Source organism: Sphingomonas crocodyli, assembly GCF_004005865.1.
In the GTDB taxonomy this organism is placed as follows: domain Bacteria; phylum Pseudomonadota; class Alphaproteobacteria; order Sphingomonadales; family Sphingomonadaceae; genus Rhizorhabdus; species Rhizorhabdus crocodyli.
This window is the reverse complement of the sequence record NZ_SACN01000001.1, coordinates 1667428-1686171: the sequence shown is the minus strand read 5'-3', so window position 1 is coordinate 1686171 and position 18744 is coordinate 1667428. Positions and strand designations below refer to the sequence as shown.

Annotated in this window: 20 protein-coding genes; 3 read left to right on the top strand and 17 right to left on the bottom strand. The window is 64.6% G+C overall.

From position 1 onward, the window contains the following. Positions 1 to 2: 2 nt before the first annotated feature. From EOD43_RS08085 to rpsB, 10 genes are all read right to left on the bottom strand, one after another. Positions 3 to 626: an OmpH family outer membrane protein gene (locus EOD43_RS08085; protein WP_127742794.1), complete on the bottom strand. Its 624-nt coding sequence runs from the start codon at positions 624 to 626 to the stop codon at positions 3 to 5. Continuing rightward, the gene (gene bamA, locus EOD43_RS08080) at positions 626 to 3265 is read right to left on the bottom strand and encodes an outer membrane protein assembly factor BamA (protein WP_127744672.1); all 2640 of its coding nucleotides are present in this window, start codon (positions 3263 to 3265) and stop codon (positions 626 to 628) included. The genes EOD43_RS08085 and bamA overlap by 1 nt, the downstream gene beginning before the upstream one ends. 117 nt (positions 3266 to 3382) lie before the next feature. Next, positions 3383 to 4516 carry a M50 family metallopeptidase gene (locus EOD43_RS08075; protein WP_127742792.1) on the bottom strand — a complete coding sequence of 378 codons (1134 nt, stop codon included), beginning with the start codon at positions 4514 to 4516 and terminating at the stop codon, positions 3383 to 3385. Then, positions 4513 to 5673 carry a 1-deoxy-D-xylulose-5-phosphate reductoisomerase gene (locus EOD43_RS08070; RefSeq protein WP_127742790.1) on the bottom strand — a complete coding sequence of 387 codons (1161 nt, stop codon included), beginning with the start codon at positions 5671 to 5673 and terminating at the stop codon, positions 4513 to 4515. The genes EOD43_RS08075 and EOD43_RS08070 overlap by 4 nt, the downstream gene beginning before the upstream one ends. Further along, positions 5663 to 6460 (bottom strand): phosphatidate cytidylyltransferase, encoded by a 798-nt coding sequence (locus EOD43_RS08065; RefSeq protein ID WP_127742788.1) that lies wholly within the window; start codon positions 6458 to 6460, stop codon positions 5663 to 5665. The genes EOD43_RS08070 and EOD43_RS08065 overlap by 11 nt, the downstream gene beginning before the upstream one ends. A gap of 9 nt (positions 6461 to 6469) precedes the next feature. After that, positions 6470 to 7138, bottom strand: a complete 669-nt coding sequence (locus EOD43_RS08060) for an isoprenyl transferase (RefSeq protein WP_240653234.1) — start codon at positions 7136 to 7138, stop codon at positions 6470 to 6472. Between the two features lie 74 nt (positions 7139 to 7212). Next, positions 7213 to 7770, bottom strand: coding sequence for a ribosome recycling factor (gene frr, locus EOD43_RS08055; RefSeq protein WP_127742784.1), 558 nt, complete (start codon positions 7768 to 7770; stop codon positions 7213 to 7215). 3 nt (positions 7771 to 7773) lie between these two features. Continuing rightward, the gene (pyrH, locus tag EOD43_RS08050) at positions 7774 to 8499 is read right to left on the bottom strand and encodes a UMP kinase (RefSeq protein ID WP_127742782.1); all 726 of its coding nucleotides are present in this window, start codon (positions 8497 to 8499) and stop codon (positions 7774 to 7776) included. 274 nt (positions 8500 to 8773) lie between these two features. Continuing rightward, a complete protein-coding gene (gene tsf / locus EOD43_RS08045; protein ID WP_127742780.1) occupies positions 8774 to 9700 on the bottom strand; it encodes a translation elongation factor Ts in 927 nt (308 codons plus the stop codon). 132 nt (positions 9701 to 9832) lie between these two features. Beyond that, entirely contained in the window at positions 9833 to 10585 is a 753-nt protein-coding gene (rpsB, locus tag EOD43_RS08040) for a 30S ribosomal protein S2 (protein WP_127742778.1), read from the bottom strand. 242 nt (positions 10586 to 10827) lie between these two features. On the opposite strand from rpsB, the gene EOD43_RS08035 reads away from it, so the two are divergent. Continuing rightward, positions 10828 to 11049: a hypothetical protein gene (locus EOD43_RS08035; protein ID WP_127742776.1), complete on the top strand. Its 222-nt coding sequence runs from the start codon at positions 10828 to 10830 to the stop codon at positions 11047 to 11049. Here the strand turns inward: EOD43_RS08035 and EOD43_RS08030 are convergent. After that, positions 10997 to 11785: a CDP-alcohol phosphatidyltransferase family protein gene (locus tag EOD43_RS08030; RefSeq protein WP_127744671.1), complete on the bottom strand. Its 789-nt coding sequence runs from the start codon at positions 11783 to 11785 to the stop codon at positions 10997 to 10999. The two genes, EOD43_RS08035 and EOD43_RS08030, sit on opposite strands and share 53 nt — an antisense overlap. Then, positions 11785 to 12519, bottom strand: coding sequence for a phosphatidylserine decarboxylase (locus tag EOD43_RS08025; protein ID WP_127742774.1), 735 nt, complete (start codon positions 12517 to 12519; stop codon positions 11785 to 11787). Before EOD43_RS08025 ends, EOD43_RS08030 begins: the two co-directional genes overlap by 1 nt. A 163-nt stretch (positions 12520 to 12682) precedes the next feature. Here EOD43_RS08025 and EOD43_RS08020 point away from each other — a divergent pair, with 163 nt between their 5' ends. Continuing rightward, positions 12683 to 13903, top strand: coding sequence for an NADP-dependent isocitrate dehydrogenase (locus tag EOD43_RS08020; RefSeq protein WP_127742772.1), 1221 nt, complete (start codon positions 12683 to 12685; stop codon positions 13901 to 13903). A 66-nt stretch (positions 13904 to 13969) separates the two neighbouring features. Here EOD43_RS08020 and EOD43_RS08015 read toward each other — a convergent pair whose 3' ends face one another. Then, complete coding sequence (locus EOD43_RS08015) at positions 13970 to 14728, bottom strand: class I SAM-dependent methyltransferase (protein ID WP_127742770.1); 759 nt, start codon at positions 14726 to 14728, stop codon at positions 13970 to 13972. 86 nt (positions 14729 to 14814) lie between these two features. Between EOD43_RS08015 and EOD43_RS08010 the strand changes: the two genes are divergently transcribed. After that, positions 14815 to 15621: an AraC family transcriptional regulator gene (locus EOD43_RS08010; protein ID WP_127742768.1), complete on the top strand. Its 807-nt coding sequence runs from the start codon at positions 14815 to 14817 to the stop codon at positions 15619 to 15621. A gap of 6 nt (positions 15622 to 15627) precedes the next feature. Here EOD43_RS08010 and EOD43_RS08005 read toward each other — a convergent pair whose 3' ends face one another. The 4 genes from EOD43_RS08005 to EOD43_RS07990 form a co-directional block, all read right to left on the bottom strand. Continuing rightward, the gene (locus EOD43_RS08005; RefSeq protein ID WP_127742767.1) at positions 15628 to 16512 is read right to left on the bottom strand and encodes a bestrophin family protein; all 885 of its coding nucleotides are present in this window, start codon (positions 16510 to 16512) and stop codon (positions 15628 to 15630) included. Positions 16513 to 16544: 32 nt separating this feature from the next. Next, positions 16545 to 16802, bottom strand: coding sequence for a hypothetical protein (locus tag EOD43_RS08000; RefSeq protein ID WP_127742765.1), 258 nt, complete (start codon positions 16800 to 16802; stop codon positions 16545 to 16547). Positions 16803 to 17065: 263 nt separating this feature from the next. Beyond that, the gene (rplQ, locus tag EOD43_RS07995; protein ID WP_127742763.1) at positions 17066 to 17488 is read right to left on the bottom strand and encodes a 50S ribosomal protein L17; all 423 of its coding nucleotides are present in this window, start codon (positions 17486 to 17488) and stop codon (positions 17066 to 17068) included. Positions 17489 to 17604: 116 nt separating this feature from the next. Further along, on the bottom strand, positions 17605 to 18669 hold the full coding sequence (locus tag EOD43_RS07990; protein ID WP_127742761.1) for a DNA-directed RNA polymerase subunit alpha: 1065 nt from the start codon (positions 18667 to 18669) through the stop codon (positions 17605 to 17607). Between the last annotated feature and the right edge of the window lie 75 nt (positions 18670 to 18744).

The window sequence follows — 18744 nt, the reverse complement described above, 5'->3', positions numbered from 1 at the left end:
GATCAGCGACCCGCCGGGGCGCCCTGCGCCTGCTGGGCCTGGCCCGGCTGCCAGTTGGCCGGCGGCGTGATCGAGACGCTGGGGACCAGCGCGTTGAGCTGGGTCACGACGTCGGGGGTCAGATCGCCGGCCGGGGTGGCGAGCACGACCGAGTCGGGCTGCAGCGCGACCGAAACCTTCTTCGCGGTCATCGCGGCGCGCACGGCGGCCTCGAGCTTCGCGGTGATCTGTTCCTTGGCATAAGCTTCGGCGCGGGCGAACGGCGCGGCGAGGCGCTGCAATTCGGTCTGCGCGGTCTGCGCCTTGGTCTGGAAAGCCGCGATCTTGGCGTCCAGCGTGGCCTTCGGCGTCGCCGGGTTCTTCTGGAGGTTCTCGATCTCGGTGCGCAGCGGGGTCAGCTCGGTCTGGAGCGCGGTCTGACGGGTCTGCACCTGCGTGATCTGCGCGGCATAGGTCGTCTTGATCTGGCCTTCGGCGGTCTTGAAGGCGTTGGTCTGGACGATGGCGGCGTCGAGATTGATCACCGCGGTGCCCTGGCTCGCGTCAAACTGCGCCAGCGCGGGCGCGGAAACCGAGGCGAGCGCAGCGCCGGCGGCAAGCGCCGCGATCTTCAGCTTGGAAATCATCAGAACTGTGTCCCTACGTTGAAATTGAAGGTTTTGGCACGGTCACCCGGCTCCTTCAGCAGAGCCTTGGCAATATCGATACGGAACGGTCCGAACGGCGAGTTCCAGTTGACGCCGATGCCGACCGCGACACGCGGCTTAGCAGAGTCGCCGAAGAACTGCTCCTTATAAACGGGCAGCTGATCGATGACAGCAAAGGCGCTCGGCGTCGACGAGATCGTCAACGGATCGGTCGACACCAGATCGTTGGGATCGCGACTATAGTAAAGCTGGTTGCCATTACCATCGGTGCGCGCGCGCTGGATCAGGTTACAGTTGGTCGGCGTGTTGGGCGGCGAGTTACAACCGTCGGTCGTCGTCGGATCCTTGATGCCGAAGACGGCGCCGACATCCATGAAGATCGACGGACGCAGGCCCAGTTCGCGCGCACCATTGCCCAGCGGGATTTCGAGTTCGGCGCGCGCCTTGTAATAGGCCGTGCCACCCAGCGCGTCGTCGGTGTAGCTCTGACGGTCGGTCAGCAGCACCGGCGCGTTCGGATTGCTCACGTCATACGGGAAGCGGCGGACGCGCGGGCCGACGCCGCGAATACCGAAGCCGCGCATATCCGGATTGCCCAGATAGAAGCGATCGGTAAGGCGGATCGACTGGCCGAGGCCCTTGATATAGCCGCCTTCGAGCGAGGTCGAGAAGACGAAGCCCGATCCCAGACCCCAATATTTGGCGGCGTTGAAGGTGGTGCGGATGTAGCGCACGTCACCGCCGAGGCCGGCAAAGTCCTGACCGAACACGACGCGATTGCCGCGGGTCGGGCGAACGCGATTGTTCAGATTGTCGAACACAAGGCTGTAGCCGACCGACGAGATCAGGCGGTTGCCGAGTGCGTCGCAGAGATAGCGGCCCGCGAGCAGCGGATCGCATCGGCCGCCGCTGAAGAAGGTCGACTGGTCGAGCGACACTTCGTCATAGCTCAGGCCATAACGCATCGCGAGCGTGACGAACTCGGTCAGCGGCACGCCGGCGCGCAGCTGGAAACCGGTGGTCGTCTGTTCGTAGGTCGTCTGGCGGCTGTTACCTGCGAAGTTGAACGAGTTGTAATCGCGGCGGAACACGTCGAAGCCGACCGCGATGTTGCGATCGAACAGATAGGGTTCGGTGAAGCCCAGCTCGATCGACTTCGAATAGGTCGAGTAGGAGACGCTGGCGCGCACTTCCTGGCCCTTGCCCATGAAGTTGCGTTCGCGGATCGACAGATCGACGATGAACTTCTCAAGGCTCGAATAGCCTGCCGACACCTGCAGTTCGCCGGTCGACTTTTCTTCGACATTGGCCTCCAGGATGACGCGATCGGGCTGCGAACCCGGCTTTTGCTCGACCTCGAACTTCTCCTGGAAGAAGCCGAGCGAGTTGATGCGGTCGCGCGAACGCTTCACCTTGAAGCTGTTGAACGCATCGCCTTCCGACAGACGGAATTCGCGACGGACAACCTTGTCCTTGGTATGCGTGTTGCCGTTGATGTCGACGCGCTCGACATAGACGCGCGGCGAATCCGCGATCTTGAAGGTGACGGACATCGTCCGCTCATCCTTGTCGCGCTGGAAATCGGGGCTGACGTCGGGGGTGAAGCCGAACAGGCCGGTCGCTTCGGTGATCGAGTCCACCGTGTCCTCAACCATCTTGGCGTTGTACCAGTCGCCCTTCTTCATCGGCAGCATATACTTGAAGTCGGCTGCCTTGATGTCGCGAATGTCGCTGGTCAGATCGACTTCGCCGAATTTGTAGCGCTCGCCCTCCTCCACCACGTAGGTGATGATGAAGTCCTTCTTGTCCGGCGTCAGCTCGGCGATCGCCGAAACGACGCGGAAGTCGGCATAGCCGTTCGTCAGGTAGAACTGGCGCATCTTCTGCTGGTCATAGGCCAGACGATCGGGATCGTAGCTGGTGCCCGACGAGAAGATCTTGGTGATGCCGCTCTGCTTGGTCGCCATCTCGCCGCGCAGGCGGCCGTCGGAGAACTTCTCGTTCCCGATGATGTTGATCTTGCGGACCTTCGACTTATCGCCTTCGTGGATTTCGAAGATGATGTCGACGCGGTTCTGATCGAGGTTGACCATCTTCGGCTCGATCGTCGCGGCGAAGCGGCCCTGGCGACGATAGAGTTCGATGATGCGGTTGATGTCGGCGCGCACCTTGGAGCGCGTGAAGATCTGGCGCGGGGCCAGCTTGATCTCGGGATTGATCTTTTCCGACTTCAGCCGCTTGTTACCTTCCAGAACGACGCGGTTGATGATCGGGTTTTCGCGCACCTGCAGCGTGATGACGCCGTTTTCGTCACGCACCTGCACGTCGGCGAACAGCTCGGTCGCGTAGAGATCCTTGAGCGCCTGATCGAGCATTTCGGCCGAATATTCTTCGCCCGCGCGCAGCTTCACATACGAACGGACCGTATCCGCTTCCAAACGCTGCGATCCGGCCACGTTGACCTGCTTGATCGTACCGCGGATCGCCGCCGCGCCGGTGGGCGCGGGCGTTGCCGCCGGGGCGGTGGGTGCCGGAACAGGTGCCGCGCCCGAACGCTGCGCGAGCAGCGGGGCGGGCAATCCTCCCAGGACCGTACCGACCAGAAGTGCCGGCAGCATGCGCTTGCCCTGGATGATCGCCGTCGATGCCGTCACGCGTCCCCGCCCTTACGTCAAAAATATTGCTGGTTCGCAAACCATGCGCGATCCAAGTCGGCAGTCACTGCCCGATCCGCGTCAGCCGATCAACCCGGCAAGCCGCTCGAACGCATCCAGCGAGAGAATATCGTTGAGCGTAACGAAGATCATGAAGCTCAACAGCACCGCCAAACCCGAACGGAAAGCCCATTCCATCGCCTTCTCGGGCACCGGCCTGCGCACGACGCCTTCATAGAGGTAGAAGGCGAGATGCCCGCCATCGAGCATGGGGATTGGCAACAGGTTGATGAATCCCAGATTAATCGAAATGAGCGCCATCAGCATTACGACGTTCATCCAGCCCAAAGTCGCCTGCTGACCCGAGACCTGCGCGATCTTGATCGGCCCGCCCAGTTCCTTGACCGATCGACGGCCGCTGATGATCTGGCCCAGCGTGTCGATCATCGTGCGGACGATGTGAAAGGTCTGCTTGACCGCGGCGCCCGGAAGCTGGTGCAGCGGCACCGGCTCGATCAGCGGCTGGCCGGACATCACGCCGATCAGCCCCTTGCGGAATTCGTTGCCGAAGCGATCCCGCTCGACATCGACGCCGGTGGTCATCCACGCGGTCGCGTTGCGGCCGTCGCGGACATAATCGACGCGCAGCTTCTCGTTCGGGCGGAAGCGGATGATGTCCGCCATCTCGTCGAACGTATCGACCTGACGCCCCTCGATCGCGGTCACGCGGTCGCCGATGCGCAGGCCGGCATTGGCCGCCGGCCCCTGTTCCTGCACCGCCGCGATGACGGCCGGGGTGCGCGGCTGCCCATAGGCCGCGAAGAAGGCCATGAAGATGCCGATCGCGACGAGGAAATTGGTGATCGGTCCCGCCGCGACGATGAAGAAACGCTGCCACACGCCCTTCGCCTGGAAGGTCTTTGCGCGCTCCTCGGGCGGCAGGTTGAGCCATTCGGGATCGGGCACGCTGGCCGGGTTCATGTCCCCGGCAAACTTGACGTAACCGCCCATCGGGATCCAGCCGAGCTTCCAGCGGGTGCCGCGACTGTCGGTATAGCCCATGATCTCGCGCCCGAAGCCGATCGAGAAGGCATCGGCCTTCACCCCGCACAGCCGCCCGGCGAAATAATGGCCGAGTTCGTGGACGAAGATCAGCGGCCCGATGACGAGCAGGAACGCGAGGATAGTGAACAGGAAACCAGGCTGGTCGGTCACGCCGCAAGAACCTCCGTAGCCGCAAGGGCGACCCTACGCGCCTCGGCATCGATCGCCAGCACATCGTCGAGATGCGCGGGCGCCGGCGGATCGTAGCGGTCGAGGACCTTCGCGACCGTTAACGCGATATCGAGAAAACCGATCCGCCCGCCCAGAAAGGCCGCGACGGCAATCTCGTTGGCCGCGTTCAGGATCGCGGGACGCGCCCCGCCCGCCGCCAGCGCATCCTTGGCGAGGCCGAGTGCTGGGAAGCGATCGAGATCGGGCGCGGCAAAATCGAGCCGGCCGATGCTGGCGAGATCGAGCCGGCGACATGGCGTCTCCATCCGGTCCGGCCAGGCAAGGCAGTGCGCGATCGGGGTCCGCATGTCGGGCGAACCGAGCTGCGCGAGCACCGACCCATCGACATATTCGACGAGCGCGTGGACCACCGACTGCGGATGGATCACCGCATCGAAAGCGTCGGCGCCCAGCGGGAACAGGTGGTGCGCCTCGATCAGTTCGAGCCCCTTGTTCATCAGGGTGGCCGAATCGACCGAGATTTTCGCGCCCATCGACCAGTTGGGATGCTTCACCGCCTGTGCGGGCGTGGCGGCGCGCATCGCATCGAGGCTCCATTCGCGGAACGGGCCGCCGCTGGCGGTCAGCGTCACCTTGCGGATGCGGTTCGGCCGGTCGGCATCGAAGCATTGGAAGACGGCATTATGTTCGGAATCGACCGGCAGCAAAGTCGCGCCGTGGCGCTGCGCCGCCTGCGTCATCAACTCGCCGGCGGAGACCAGAGCCTCCTTGTTGGCGAGGGCGACCGCCCCACCCTGCCCCAGCGCGGCCATGACCGGCTTGAGCCCCGCAGTGCCGACGATCGCCGCCATCGTCCATTCGGCGCCGCGCGCCGCAGCCTCGACGATCGCATCGGGACCGGCAGCGGCCTCGACATCCGAACCGGCCAGCGCGGCCTTCAGATCGGCGTAGAGCGCTTCATCCCCAATCACCGCGATCCGCGCGTTGGTGCGGCGCGCGGCGGCGGCGAGGCCGGCCACGTCGCGCTGCGCCGTCAGCGCCTCGATCCGATACGCATCGGGATCGCGCTCGATCAGGTCGAGGGTCGATGTGCCGATCGATCCCGTCGCCCCGAGAATGGAAATGCTACGCCCCATGCAACACCCCTGCGGCCACCAAAGCCGCCATGATCACCGCCACCGGCACCAGCCCATCGAGCCGATCGAGCACGCCGCCATGCCCCGGCAGGATCCTGCCGCTGTCCTTCACGCCCGAAATGCGTTTCAGCCAGCTCTCGAAAAGATCGCCCATCTGCGCCAGCACCGCAAGCGGCGCGCAGGCCGAAGCGAGGATCATCGGCAGCCCCATCTGCCACGCGACCAGCGATCCCACGATTTCGGCCGCGACCGCGCCGCCGATCAGCCCCGCCCAGGTCTTGTTCGGGCTGAGCTTCGGCGCGAGCTTCGGCCCGCCGATCGTGCGGCCGGCGAAATAGGCGCCGATATCGGTCGCCCAGACGATCACCATCGTGAACAGAGCAAGCGCAAGGCCCGCCGGCTGTTCGCGCAGATAGAGGAGGGCCAGCGCCGGCAGGGTCGCATAGAGCAGCCCCCAACCGAGCCGCGCGGTGAAGGTGACGACCGCGAGCAGGATCGCGGACAAGCCGGCGATCATCACCGCCTCGGTCGCGAGCGATCCGGGATCACGCACCGGCACGCTGGCGTCGAAATAGAGCGAATAGGCCTGCAGCATGAGCGCGACGCCGACGGCCAGCGCCCATTTCCACTTAGGCACGCCCGCCATCATCGCCCATTCGTGCATCATCGTCACGGAGAGCACCGCCACCAGCGCCCAGAAGGCGATGTCGCCATAGAGGAGCGCACCCAGCGCCACGGCGATCATCACGATCCCCGACAGGATTCGCGTCCGAAGCTCGCGGCTCATGCGAAAGCCTCAGCGGCCCCCGAAGCGGCGGTCGCGCGCGCCGAAATCGGCGATCGCGGCGGCCAGCGTATCGGCATCGAAATCGGGCCAGAGCGTGTCGACGAACAAAAGTTCGGCATAGGCCGCCTGCCACAACAGGAAGTTGGACAACCGCCGCTCGCCCGAGGTACGGATGATCAGATCGAGCGGGGGCAGATCGCTGGTGTCGAGCCGCGCCTCGATCGCGCCGGGCTCGATCGCCGACGGATCGAGCCGCCCGGCCGCGACTTCACGCGCGATATCCCGCACCGCGCGAACCATTTCGTCCTGCGCGCCGTAATTGAGCGCCAGCACGAAATCGAGCCGGCTATTGTCCTTGGTCAGCTCCACGCCTTCGCGGATCAGATCGATCAGATCGCCTTCCAGCGCGCCGATATCGCCGATCGTGCGCAGGCGAATGCCGTTCTTGTGAAGCTCCGCCACTTCCTTGCGCAGATAATGGCGCAATATGCCCATCAGGTCGGAGACTTCCTCCGCCGGGCGGCGCCAGTTCTCCGACGAGAAAGCGTAGAGCGTCAGCGCGCCCAGCCCCATGTCGGCCGCGGCGGTGACGGTGCGGCGCACCGCCTCCGCACCCGCCTTGTGGCCGGCCACGCGCGGCAGGAAGCGGCGCTTCGCCCAGCGGCCATTGCCGTCCATGATGATCGCGACATGACGCGGGCCGTCGCCCGTGACAGGAACGGGATCCGTGACGTTGCTGGCCGGCAGGCCGCTCACTTACCCAGGATTTCCTTTTCCTTGGCCGCCGCCGCCGCATCGAGTTCGGCGATCGTGCTGTCGGTCAGCTTCTGGACCTCGGTTTCGCGGCGCTTGCGATCATCCTCGCTGATCTCGCCCTTCTTCTCGTCGGTCTTGAGATTGTCCATACCGTCGCGGCGGACGTTGCGGACGGCGACGCGCGCCTTTTCGGCATATTGGCCGGCGAGCTTGGCGAGTTCCTTGCGGCGCTCCTCGGTCAGGTCGGGAATCGGAATGCGCAGCGTCTGGCCATCGACGATCGGGTTGAGGCCGAGGCCCGCCGAACGGATCGCCTTGTCGGCCGGGCCGACGCTCGACTTGTCCCACACCTGCACCGACAGCAGCCGGGGCTCGGGCGCGGTGACGGTGGCGACCTGATTGAGCGGCATATGGGCACCATATACCTCAACCGTCACCGGATCGAGCAGGTTCACCGAAGCGCGGCCGGTGCGCAGGCCGACCAGATCGCTTTTCAGCGCTTCGACGGCACCCGCCATACGGCGTTCGAGATCGGCTTTATCATAGGCGGCCATGCCCTATTCTCCTTCGTTCTGCACGATCGTGGCAACGCCCTCACCCGTCAGAACCTTGGCAAAATTGCCCAGTTCGCGGATGTTGAACACGACGATCGGGATATGATTGTCTCGGCACAAAGCCACAGCACTCGCGTCCATGACCTTCAGGTCGTCGGCCAGGACGCGATTGAAGCTGACCGTTTCATAGCGCTTGGCGGTCGCCACCTTCTTCGGATCGGCATCGTAAACGCCGTCGACCGACGTGCCCTTGAACAGGGCGTCGCACTTCATCTCGGCAGCGCGCAGCGCGGCGCCGGTGTCGGTGGTGAAATAGGGATTGCCGGTGCCCGCGGCGAAGATCACCACGCGGCCCTTTTCCAGATGGCGTTCGGCGCGGCGCTTGATGAACGGCTCGCACACCGCCGGCATCGGGATGGCCGATTGGACGCGGGTATCGACGCCGATCTTCTCGAGCGCATTCTGCACGGCGAGCGCGTTCATCACGGTCGCCAGCATGCCCATATAATCGGCGCTGCCGCGATCGAAGCCCTTGGCCGCGCCCGCAAGGCCGCGGAAGATATTGCCCCCGCCGACGACGACGCAGACTTCATAGCCCATGTCCTTCGCCTGCTGGATTTCGCCTGCGACGCGCGCGGTGATGCTGGGATCGATCAGGAGGCCGTCCGGCCCCATCAGCACCTCACCCGACAGCTTCAAGAGGATACGTTTGAAGCGCGGTTGATCCATCGGTGGTGCGATCCCTTATTGTGTGATTTGGCCCGGCTGGCCGCGCACCTTAGAGGGGGTGGCGGAAACTGCCAAGCCGGAGTTCTGACCTTTATCCTCCCCCGCCAGGGGGAGGTGTCAGCGCAGCTGACGGAGGGGGAGGATTCGGGCCGCTAATTGGCCGCTTACCTCCCCCTCCGTCGCCTTCGGCGCCACCTCCCCCTGGCGGGGGAGGACAGGCATAAAAAAAGGCCCGCCCTCCGCGCGGGAGAGCGGGCCTTCTTTGGACGGGGTTTTAGCCCTTGGCCGCAGCGGCGACTTCGGCGGCGAAGTCGCTCGTTTCCTTCTCGATGCCTTCACCGAGCTGGAAGCGGACATAGTCCTTGAGCGTGATCGAACCACCGGCGGCCTTGGCGGCGGCGGCGATGACCTGTGCGATGGGGGTCTTGTTGTCCATCACGAAGATCTGGCTGATCAGCGCGTTTTCCTTGCGGTACTTGGCGACCGCGCCTTCGACCATCTTTTCGATGATGTTGGCGGGCTTGCCCGATTCGGCGGCCTTTTCAGCGGCGATCGCGCGCTCACGCTCGATCGCGGCCGGATCGAGGCCGTCTTCGGTCAGCGCCTGCGGGAAGGCAGCGGCGATGTGCATCGCGATCTGCTTGCCCAGCGATTCCATCTCGGCGACCGGGGCATCGCCCTCGAGCGCGACGAGCACGCCGATCTTGCCGAGGCCCGGAGCCGCCGCATTGTGGACGTAGGGAACGACCACGCCCTGCGCGACTTCGACAACCTTGGCGCGACGCAGCGTCTGGTTTTCACCGATCGTCGCGACGTTCGAGGTCAGCTTGTCGGCGACGGTGCCTTCACCACCCGGATAGGCGGCAGTGGCCAGCGCGTCGATTTCGTTGCCGGTGGTCAGCGCCAGCTTCGAAACGGTGCGGACGAAATCCTGGAACTGATCGTTCTTGGCGACGAAGTCGGTTTCCGAGTTCACCTCGACCGCGGCACCCTTGGTGCCTTCGACGGCGACGCCGACCAGCCCCTCGGCCGCGGTGCGGCTGGACTTCTTGGCGGCGGTGGCGAGGCCCTTGGTGCGCAGCCAGTCGATCGCGGCGTCCATGTCGCCGTTGGTCTCGGTCAGCGCCTTCTTGCAGTCCATCATGCCCGCGCCGGACTTCTCGCGCAGATCCTTGACGGCAGCAGCGGTGATCTCCGCCATATTATGTCCTTTCTCAGTTACCGGACGGGGGAAGGCACGTCGCCGCACCTACCCCCGCGCGTCTCGGACCAGGCCGAGACAATTTGATGACTCGCGGCCGCCCATCGAAACGAGCGGCCGGAATCGATTGGCTTAGGCCAGCGCTTCTTCGACCGGCGGCTCAACGGCCGCGCCGAAATCCTCGCCCTGCGCCTGGCGGGCATTGTTGCCGCCACGGGTCGCCGCTTCGGCAACCGCTTCGCAGTAGAGGCGGATCGCGCGGGCCGCGTCGTCATTCGCCGGGATCGGGAAGGCGATGCCGTCGGGCGACACGTTCGAATCGAGGATCGCGACGACCGGGATACCCAGCGTGTTGGCTTCCTTGATCGCCAGCTCTTCCTTGTTGGCGTCGATCACGAACATCACGTCCGGGATGCCGCCCATGTCGCGGATGCCGCCCAGCGACAGCTCGAACTTGTCGCGCTCGCGGGTCAGCTGCAGCACTTCCTTCTTGGTGAGACCGTGGGTCTCGCCCGACAGCTGCTCCTCAAGGCTCTTGTAGCGCTTGATCGACTGGCTGATCGTCTTCCAGTTGGTGAGCATGCCGCCCAGCCAGCGGTGGTTGACATAGTGCTGACCGGCGCGGAGCGCGGCTTCGCGGATCGGCTCCTGCGCCTGGCGCTTGGTGCCGACGAACAGAACCTTGCCGCCGTGCGAAACGGTCTGCGAGATGAAGTCGAGCGCACGCGCCATCAGCGGCACGGTCTGCGACAGATCGATGATGTGGACGCCGTTGCGATCCCCGAAGAGATACGGCTTCATCTTCGGATTCCAGCGGTGAGTCTGGTGGCCGAAGTGCGCGCCGGCGTCGAGCAACGCCTGCATGGAGACGGTGGGAGCCGCCATAGGATTTTCTCCTTACCCGGTTGAACCTCTGTGGGGCAGGAACCGGGAAACCCGGCACCGGTATGTGCGCCCCACATGTGGAATGCGCGGGCCTTTATGCGACCTGCCGTTGGAAATCAAGGCTTGACGGAAAGAACAAATCATGAACATAAGGAACGAACAAGCCGTTCCGGGCGCTTTTCCCGACATAATCTCGGGCCGAACGCGAAAGGGGGGAACGGTCGGACGAAAGGGACGACGTGATGCTGACTCTGCTTTCCGGTGCGATGTTTTCCGCAATTCTCCTGTTCGCCGTCGCGACGATCGTCGCGGGCGTGAAGTCCGAACTGCCCATGTTCCTGCGCGCTTTCGGGATCGAGCCGAAGCCCGCCGTGCCGCCGCTCCGCCCCGGCGCCGAGCGCCGGGTCCGCATCATTCGGGAAGCGAAGCTGGCTCCGCGCGCTGGGATGCGCGCTGCCGCCTGATCCGCGCATAAGCGATGACGCTGAACGGCACGGTTGCCAGATAGCCGAGCATGATCGCGCTCAGCGTGTGCCAGGGGGCGGTGAACAGTGTCGCCCCCAGGATTGCGACGATCAGGATCATCGGCAGCCGCCACGACCGCGATACATGGAGCGAGCCCCAGCTGTAGGTGGCGAGATCCGATATCATCAGCCCGCCCGACAGGGCCGACCAGGCGCAGATGAAGAAGGGATCGCGAATATGTTCGATCCCCGTCCATTGCCACATCGCGACAGGCACGAGCATCAGCCCCGCCCCCAAAGGCGCGGGCACGCCGGTCAGGAAGCCGGCACTCTTTCGGGGCGATTCGACCGAATCAAGCGAGGCGTTGAAGCGCGCGAGGCGGAGCGCGGCACACACCGCATAGCCCAAAGCGAAGATCCAGCCGAAGCGCGGCAGATCCTGCAGCGCCCACAGATAGACGATGATCGCGGGCGAAACGCCGAAGGCGATCACGTCGGACAGCGAATCGAGTTCGGCGCCGAAGCGGCTCTGCGCATTCAGCAAGCGTGCGATTCGCCCGTCGAGGCCGTCGAGCACGCCCGCGATCGCGATCGCGAGCATTGCCTTTTCCCACTCCCCCGCAATCGCGAAGCGAACGCCGGTGAGGCCGGAACAGAGCGCAAGTGCCGTCACCGCATTGGGGGCGACGGCACGCGCAGGAATGCCCCGGCGGATATTTTCGCGGCGAGGACGAATCATTGCGCCGAACCAACCGTCCGGTCGGCCTCGCCCAGCTTGGCGATGACGGTCTCGCCCGCGATCGTGCGCTGGCCGATCGTCAGGCGATGGCCAGTGCCCGCAGGCAGATAGACATCGACGCGGCTGCCGAAGCGGATCAAGCCGATACGCTGGCCGATGCCGACGGTGTCGCCCGGCTTCACGAACGGCACGATCCGGCGTGCGACCAGGCCCGCAATCTGGGTGAAGCCGATCCGTGTGCCATCCGGCGCTTCGACCAGGATATGCTGCCGCTCATTCTCCTCGCTCGCCTTGTCGAGGTCGGCGTTGAGGAAGCTGCCGGCGATATAGGCGACGCGCTTGATCACGCCGGGGATCGGCGTGCGATTGATGTGGACGTCGAACACCGACATGAAGATCGAGACGCGCGTCATCGGCCCATCGCCGAGGCCATCCGGCCCCGCCATCTCGCGCGGCGGCGGCACATTGACGATCATGGTGACGAGGCCATCGGCCGGCGCGATCACCAGCCCTTCGCCGATCGGCGTCGTGCGGATCGGATCGCGGAAGAAGGCCGCGACCCAGATCGTCACCAACCCCATCGGCCAGGCGAGCGTTTCCCATGCCATGATCGCGAAGATCAGGCAGATCACAGCGGCGATCAGGACGAATTTGCGCCCTTCGGGATGGACGCTGGGCCAGCGCCACTTGACGGAAGTGGTGCCGATGTCGGGCTTTTCGAGCGATGTCATCGCGGCATCCTATGGCCGGTGCGCAGCCGTGACAATCGCCGCGCGGGCGATCCGTTCCCTCGCAGGCCCGAAAAAGCGCCCCCAATCGGCCCAGCCCGGTTGATCACGCTCCCGCGCTGCAATAGGGACCATCCGACAAAAACAGACCCGGAGCATTCAGGACATGGCGAAGATCAAGGTGAAAACCCCGGTCGTCGAACTCGACGGCGATGAGATGACCCGCATCATCTGGCAGTGGATTCGCGAGCGCCTGATCCTTCCCTATCTCGACATCGACCTGAAATATTATGATCTCTCGGTCGAGAAGCGCGACGAGACCAACGACCAGATCACGATCGATAGCGCCAATGCGATCAAGCAGTATGGCGTGGGCGTGAAGTGCGCCACGATCACCCCGGACGAAGCGCGCGTCGAAGAATTCAGCCTGAAGAAGATGTGGAAGTCGCCGAACGGCACGATCCGCAACATCCTGGGCGGCGTGGTGTTCCGCGAGCCGATCGTGATCAAGAACGTTCCCCGCCTGGTTCCGGGCTGGACCGACCCGATCGTCGTCGGCCGTCACGCCTTCGGCGATCAGTATCGCGCGACCGACTTCAAGGTGCCGGGTGCGGGCAAGCTGACCATGAAGTGGACCGGCACGGACGGCCAGGAACTCGAATATGAAGTGTTCGATTTCCCGTCGGCCGGTGTCGCGATGGGCATGTACAACCTCGACGAATCGATCCGCGATTTCGCCAAGGCCAGCATGAACTACGCGCTCGATCGCGGATGGCCGCTCTACCTGTCGACCAAGAACACGATCCTCAAGGCCTATGACGGCCGCTTCAAGGATCTGTTCCAGGAAGTGTTCGACGCCGAGTTCGCCGACAAGTTCAAGGCCGCCGGCATCGTTTACGAACACCGCCTGATCGACGACATGGTCGCCTCGGCGCTCAAGTGGTCGGGCAAGTTCGTCTGGGCCTGCAAGAACTATGACGGCGACGTCCAGTCGGACACCGTCGCGCAGGGCTTCGGCTCGCTGGGCCTGATGACCTCGGTTCTGATGTCGCCCGACGGCAAGACGATCGAGGCGGAAGCCGCGCACGGCACCGTCACCCGCCACTATCGCATGCACCAGCAGGGCAAGCAGACCTCGACCAACCCGATCGCGTCGATCTTCGCGTGGACGCAGGGCCTGCAGTTCCGCGGCAAGTTCGACGACACGCCCGATGTCGTGAAGTTCGCCGAGACGCTCGAGCGCGTCTGCATCGAGACGGTCGAAAAGGGCGGCATGACCAAGGATCTCGCGATCCTGATCGGCCCGGATCAGCCCTGGATGACCACCGAGCAGTTCTTCGAGGAAATCCGCGTGAACCTCGAAAAGGAAATGGCCGCCTGGGCGTAAGTCGCCCGGCATAGCCGCTTCGAAGGGGCCGCCGTTCCAACCCGGAACGGCGGCCTTTTTTGTGGGTCAGCGATCCCAGGCGACGATCGACACTGGGAAGTGGAAGCCGATCCCATCGGCATCGCGCCACGCGCCCACGCCGATGCGATCCTGCCCCCCGGCAATATCGCCGTCGAACAACGCGTTCAGCGCCGCCATATCCTGCGCATCGGCCAACGGAGCGAGCCGCGCCGCGAGCCGATAATCGTCGATCACGGCCTCGCGCAGCCCCGCCTCGCGCCCGATCGCGCGCAACTGGTCGAGCGTGAGCGCGCTGGTGTGCGATGGATCGCGCAGCGTCTCCATCATGTCATAGGCGGCCTGCTTGTCGGGTGCGGGGGTCGCATCGATCACCACGATCAGGCCGCCCGGCCGGCACACGCGCACCATCTCCGCCAGCGCCGCCGCCGGATCGGGCATGTGGTGGAAGCTGTAGCGCGTCGTCACCCGATCGAAGGCGCCGTCCGCAAAGGGCAAGGCGGTCGCATCGCCGACATGCCATTCGAGGTTGCTTCGCCCTTCCCGCGCCTGCCGCGCCTCGGCCTGTTGGATCATCGCGGGAGTCAGGTCGATACCCGTCACGTGCCGCGCCTGCCCCGCCATCGCGCAGGCGAGGATGCCGGGGCCGCAGGCGACGTCGAGCACGTCCGCATCCGCCGTGAGCGCGCAGGCGGCCAGCGTGCGCTCCATCGCCTCCGCCTCGGCATGGAGGGGCAGATCGGCGAAGGGCTTGGCCCAACGGGTGAACTGGTCGACGATCCGTCGATCATGTGCGGTAGCGTTCATGTGCGTCTCCTTTGAGGTGGAGAGGACTAGCCCGCAGCCAATTGGCCGGCTAACGCATGTCGGCCATAGATCATCGAAAATCGGCCATGCGCACGCTCGACGCCAAGGAAACCCGCTCGCTGCTCCAATCGCACGGGCTCGATCGCCCCGAAGGGGTCGGCTTCGCCTTCCTAGATCGCGCGCGGCACCTGTTCTACGATTGGCACACCCACCCCTATCACCAGCTGATCTACGCGCTGGAGGGCGCCACCCAGATCGAAAGCGAGCGCGGCCGGCATGTCCTGCCTAAGGGGCGCGCGGCGTGGATACCCGCCGGGACACGTCACCGCACGCTGATCGCCGATGTCGACGGGGCGTCGCTCTATTTCTCGCCCGACGTGGTGGCCGATGGATCGGACCGCGTGCGGATCCTGAGCGCCAGCCCGTTGATGCGCGAAATGATCCTCCACGCGACCCGCTGGCCAATGGGCGCGAGCGAGAGCGATCCCCTCGCCGCCAGCTTCCTCCAGACGCTGGGCCTGATGTGCGGCGAGTGGCTGGACAGCGAATTGCCGCTGTTCCTGCCGGGCGCCGCGCATCCCTCGATCATCCGCGCGATGAACTATGCGGCTACGCATCTGGACAGCGCGACGCAGGCCGGCGCGATCGCGGTGGCGGCGCTGTCCGAACGCAGTTTCCGCCGCCTATTCGCGCGCGAGACCGGGATGGGATGGCAGGCGTGGCTCGCGCAGGCCCGTATCCTCGCCGCGATGGGCCTGCTGGCGGAGGGACGGCGCGTCACGGACGTTGCCGCCGATGTCGGCTATGCCTCGCTCAGCGCCTTCGCCAGGGCATTTCACCAGCTGACCGGCGAGACGCCGGCGGGTTTCCGCAGCCGCCACGCAGGCGGCTGACGACGCTTACCAGAGGATGCCGTTGACCGGCTGCATCGGCGCGGGCGCCTCGTCCCCGATGGCCTGAAGCAGATCGATCTCGATCGTGCGGCACATCGCGCTCAGCGGCAGATCGTGGACGGTGTTCGCGAACGGATCGACCAGATCGTCGCCGATCGCCAGCACAGCCAGGAACATCAGCCCCGCGATCGTCGAGCCCAGCGGCGTCGCGAAACCCAGCGTCTCGACCAGCCCGATCGGCAGCAGGATGCAGAACATGTGGGTGAACAGGGTCGGGAAGAAGCGATACTGGAACGGCAACGGCGTGTTCTTCAGCCGCTCCATGCCGCCCTGGGCATTGGCGATGTCGACCAGCACGCTTTCCATCGCGCTCTGCTGAATCGTATCGATCCACCCATTCTTGCGCGCGGTATCGATCCGGCGGCCGGTGCCATCGACAAGTCCGTTGGCGGTGTTGGTGCGTGCGAGCGCGAAGTCCGCCTCGCCCTTCGACAGGAAGCGCAGCACCTCCTCGTCCGGGCTCTGCCGGCGCAGCTGGCAACGCAGCGCGTGGACATAGGCGATCTGGCGCAGCACGATCGTGCGCTTCATGTCGCGCGCTTCGGGATCGGGCAGGAAATTGCGCGCCTGCCGCGCGATGTTGCGGCTGGCGTTGATCATCAGGCCCCACAGGCCGCGCCCTTCCCACCATCTTTGATAGGCGGAATTACTTCGGAACCCGAGGAACAGCGCCAACGCCGAGCCGAACACCGTTACCGGCAGTTCGGGCGCGTCGAAGGGCAGGACATAGTAAGTGATGGTGACGAACACGTCCCAGACGAACAGAAGCGACAGCGGCTTCCACACCTCCAGGGCGATCTGCTTCATGCTCGGCGCGGCATTGACGATCATGGGGGCAACCTACATGCGCAATCGTTGGTCGCCTAGCGGATCTCTACCCCATCTTCGCCGGGAAGATCGCCGGCATGCGCGCTCGCATGCTCGGTCGCGTTCGATCCGGCATGGCTGCCCGCATTGGCCATCGCCGCCGCCGTGCCCGAAGCCGGACGCAGGTGGAACCATTCGGAACGCCCGATCACGATCAGGAACGCCAGCACGCCCAAGCCGAAGCACAGCATCATCAGCGAAGCGCGGAGCGATTCATATCGATTCTGGTCACTAGGCTTTTCAAACTGACGCACGCGCAAACTCCTGCAATTGACAGGTTTGCAAGCTAGGAGGTCCGCGCAACCGAAATGTAAGATGCCGGTGACGTTTTATTGCTGCGCCGCACTATTTCGACGAATGGCGATTTTTGGCCGATAAACCGGTGTTTATTCGAACACAGTTCGGCATCGCAAACCGATCAGGCCGCTATCACGCGCCTGAGACAACGTGTCGCAGACAAAGAAAAAGGCCGGCGTCCCGAAGGACGCCGGCCTCATTTCCGTCGCTGGTGCGAAGATCAGGCCGCTTCGGCCTCGTCCTCGTCCACGTTGACCGGACCCGAATCCTGGCCCTTGGCCGAAACGTCACGGTCGACGAATTCGATGATCGCCATCTGGGCAGCGTCCGAAGCGCGGATGCCGGCCTTGATGACGCGGGTGTAGCCGCCGTTGCGCGAGGCGTAACGATCCGCCAGCACTTCGAACAGCTTCTTGAGCTGGGTGTCGTCGAGCAGACGCGCATGCGCCAGACGACGGTTGGCCAGGCCACCCTTCTTCGCGAGCGTCACCAGCTTCTCGACATAGGGGCGAAGCTCCTTCGCCTTGGCGAGGGTGGTGGTGATCTGCTCGTGCTTGATCAGCGCAGCCGACTGGTTGCGGAACAGGGCAGTACGGTGGGATGCGGTCCGCTGAAGCTTACGACCGCCAACGCGATGGCGCATAGTCTCTTCCTTCGTTTGTCAAAGGGCCGTGTGAGGTACCCCAGGCCAGGCGGCAATTAAGGGTGCCGCCCCTTACCCTGCTGATGATGGGGAGAGCCGAAACCCTCCCCGGAACATCAGAATTCCTGTTCGAGCTTCTTGGCCATTTCCTCGATATTCTCAGGCGGCCAGCCGGGGATTTCCATGCCCAGGCGCAGCCCCATCGAAGCGAGGACTTCCTTGATCTCGTTGAGCGACTTGCGGCCGAAGTTCGGCGTGCGCAGCATCTCGGCTTCGGTCTTCTGAACCAGATCGCCGATGTAGATGATGTTGTCGTTCTTGAGGCAGTTGGCCGAACGCACCGACAGTTCGAGCTCGTCGACCTTCTTGAGAAGGTAACGGTTGAGCTGGTTGCTGTCGCCTTCCGGCTCGGCGCCACCGGCAGCAGCCGGAACGCCACCAGCGGTCGGAGCCGCGGTAACGGCCATGCCGTCGTCAAAGTGGACGAACAGCTGCAGCTGATCCTGCAGGATGCGCGCCGAATAGGCCAGCGCGTCCTCAGGCGTCACCGTGCCGTCGGTTTCGATCGTCAGGGTCAGCTTGTCGTAATCGAGTTCCTGCCCGACGCGGGTGTTCTCGACCTTGTAGGCCACCTGGCGGACCGGCGAGTAGAGCGAGTCGACCGGAATCAGGCCGATCGGCGCGTCCGCCGGGCGGTTCGCAGCCGCGGTGACATAGCCCTTACCGACGTCAGCGGTCAGTTCCATGTTGAGGGTCGCGCCCTCGTCGAGGTGGCAGATCACCAGATCCGAGTTCATCACCTCGATATCGCCGGTGGTGGCGATCATGCCCGCGGTGACTTCGGCCGGGCCGGTCGCCGAAAGCTGGAGGCGCTTCGGGCCTTCGCCCTGCATGCGCAGCGCGATCTGCTTCACGTTGAGCACGATGTCGGTGACGTCCTCACGGACGCCGGCGAGCGACGAGAATTCGTGCAGCACGTTCTCGATCTTGATCGACGTGACGGCCGCGCCCTGCAGCGACGAGAGGAGCACGCGGCGCAGCGCGTTGCCCAGCGTCAGGCCGAAGCCGCGCTCCAGCGGCTCGGCGACGAAGGCCGCCTTGCGCTTGCTATCGCTGCTCGCCTTCTTCTCGAGGCCGTTCGGCTTCTTGAGTTCCTGCCAGTTCTTTGCGTTGACAGCCATTTTGTCCCCTGGGGTTTGGCGGGATCATGCATCCCGCCGGGAAACTTAGTGCGGAAAGGCGGCCCGATGGACCGC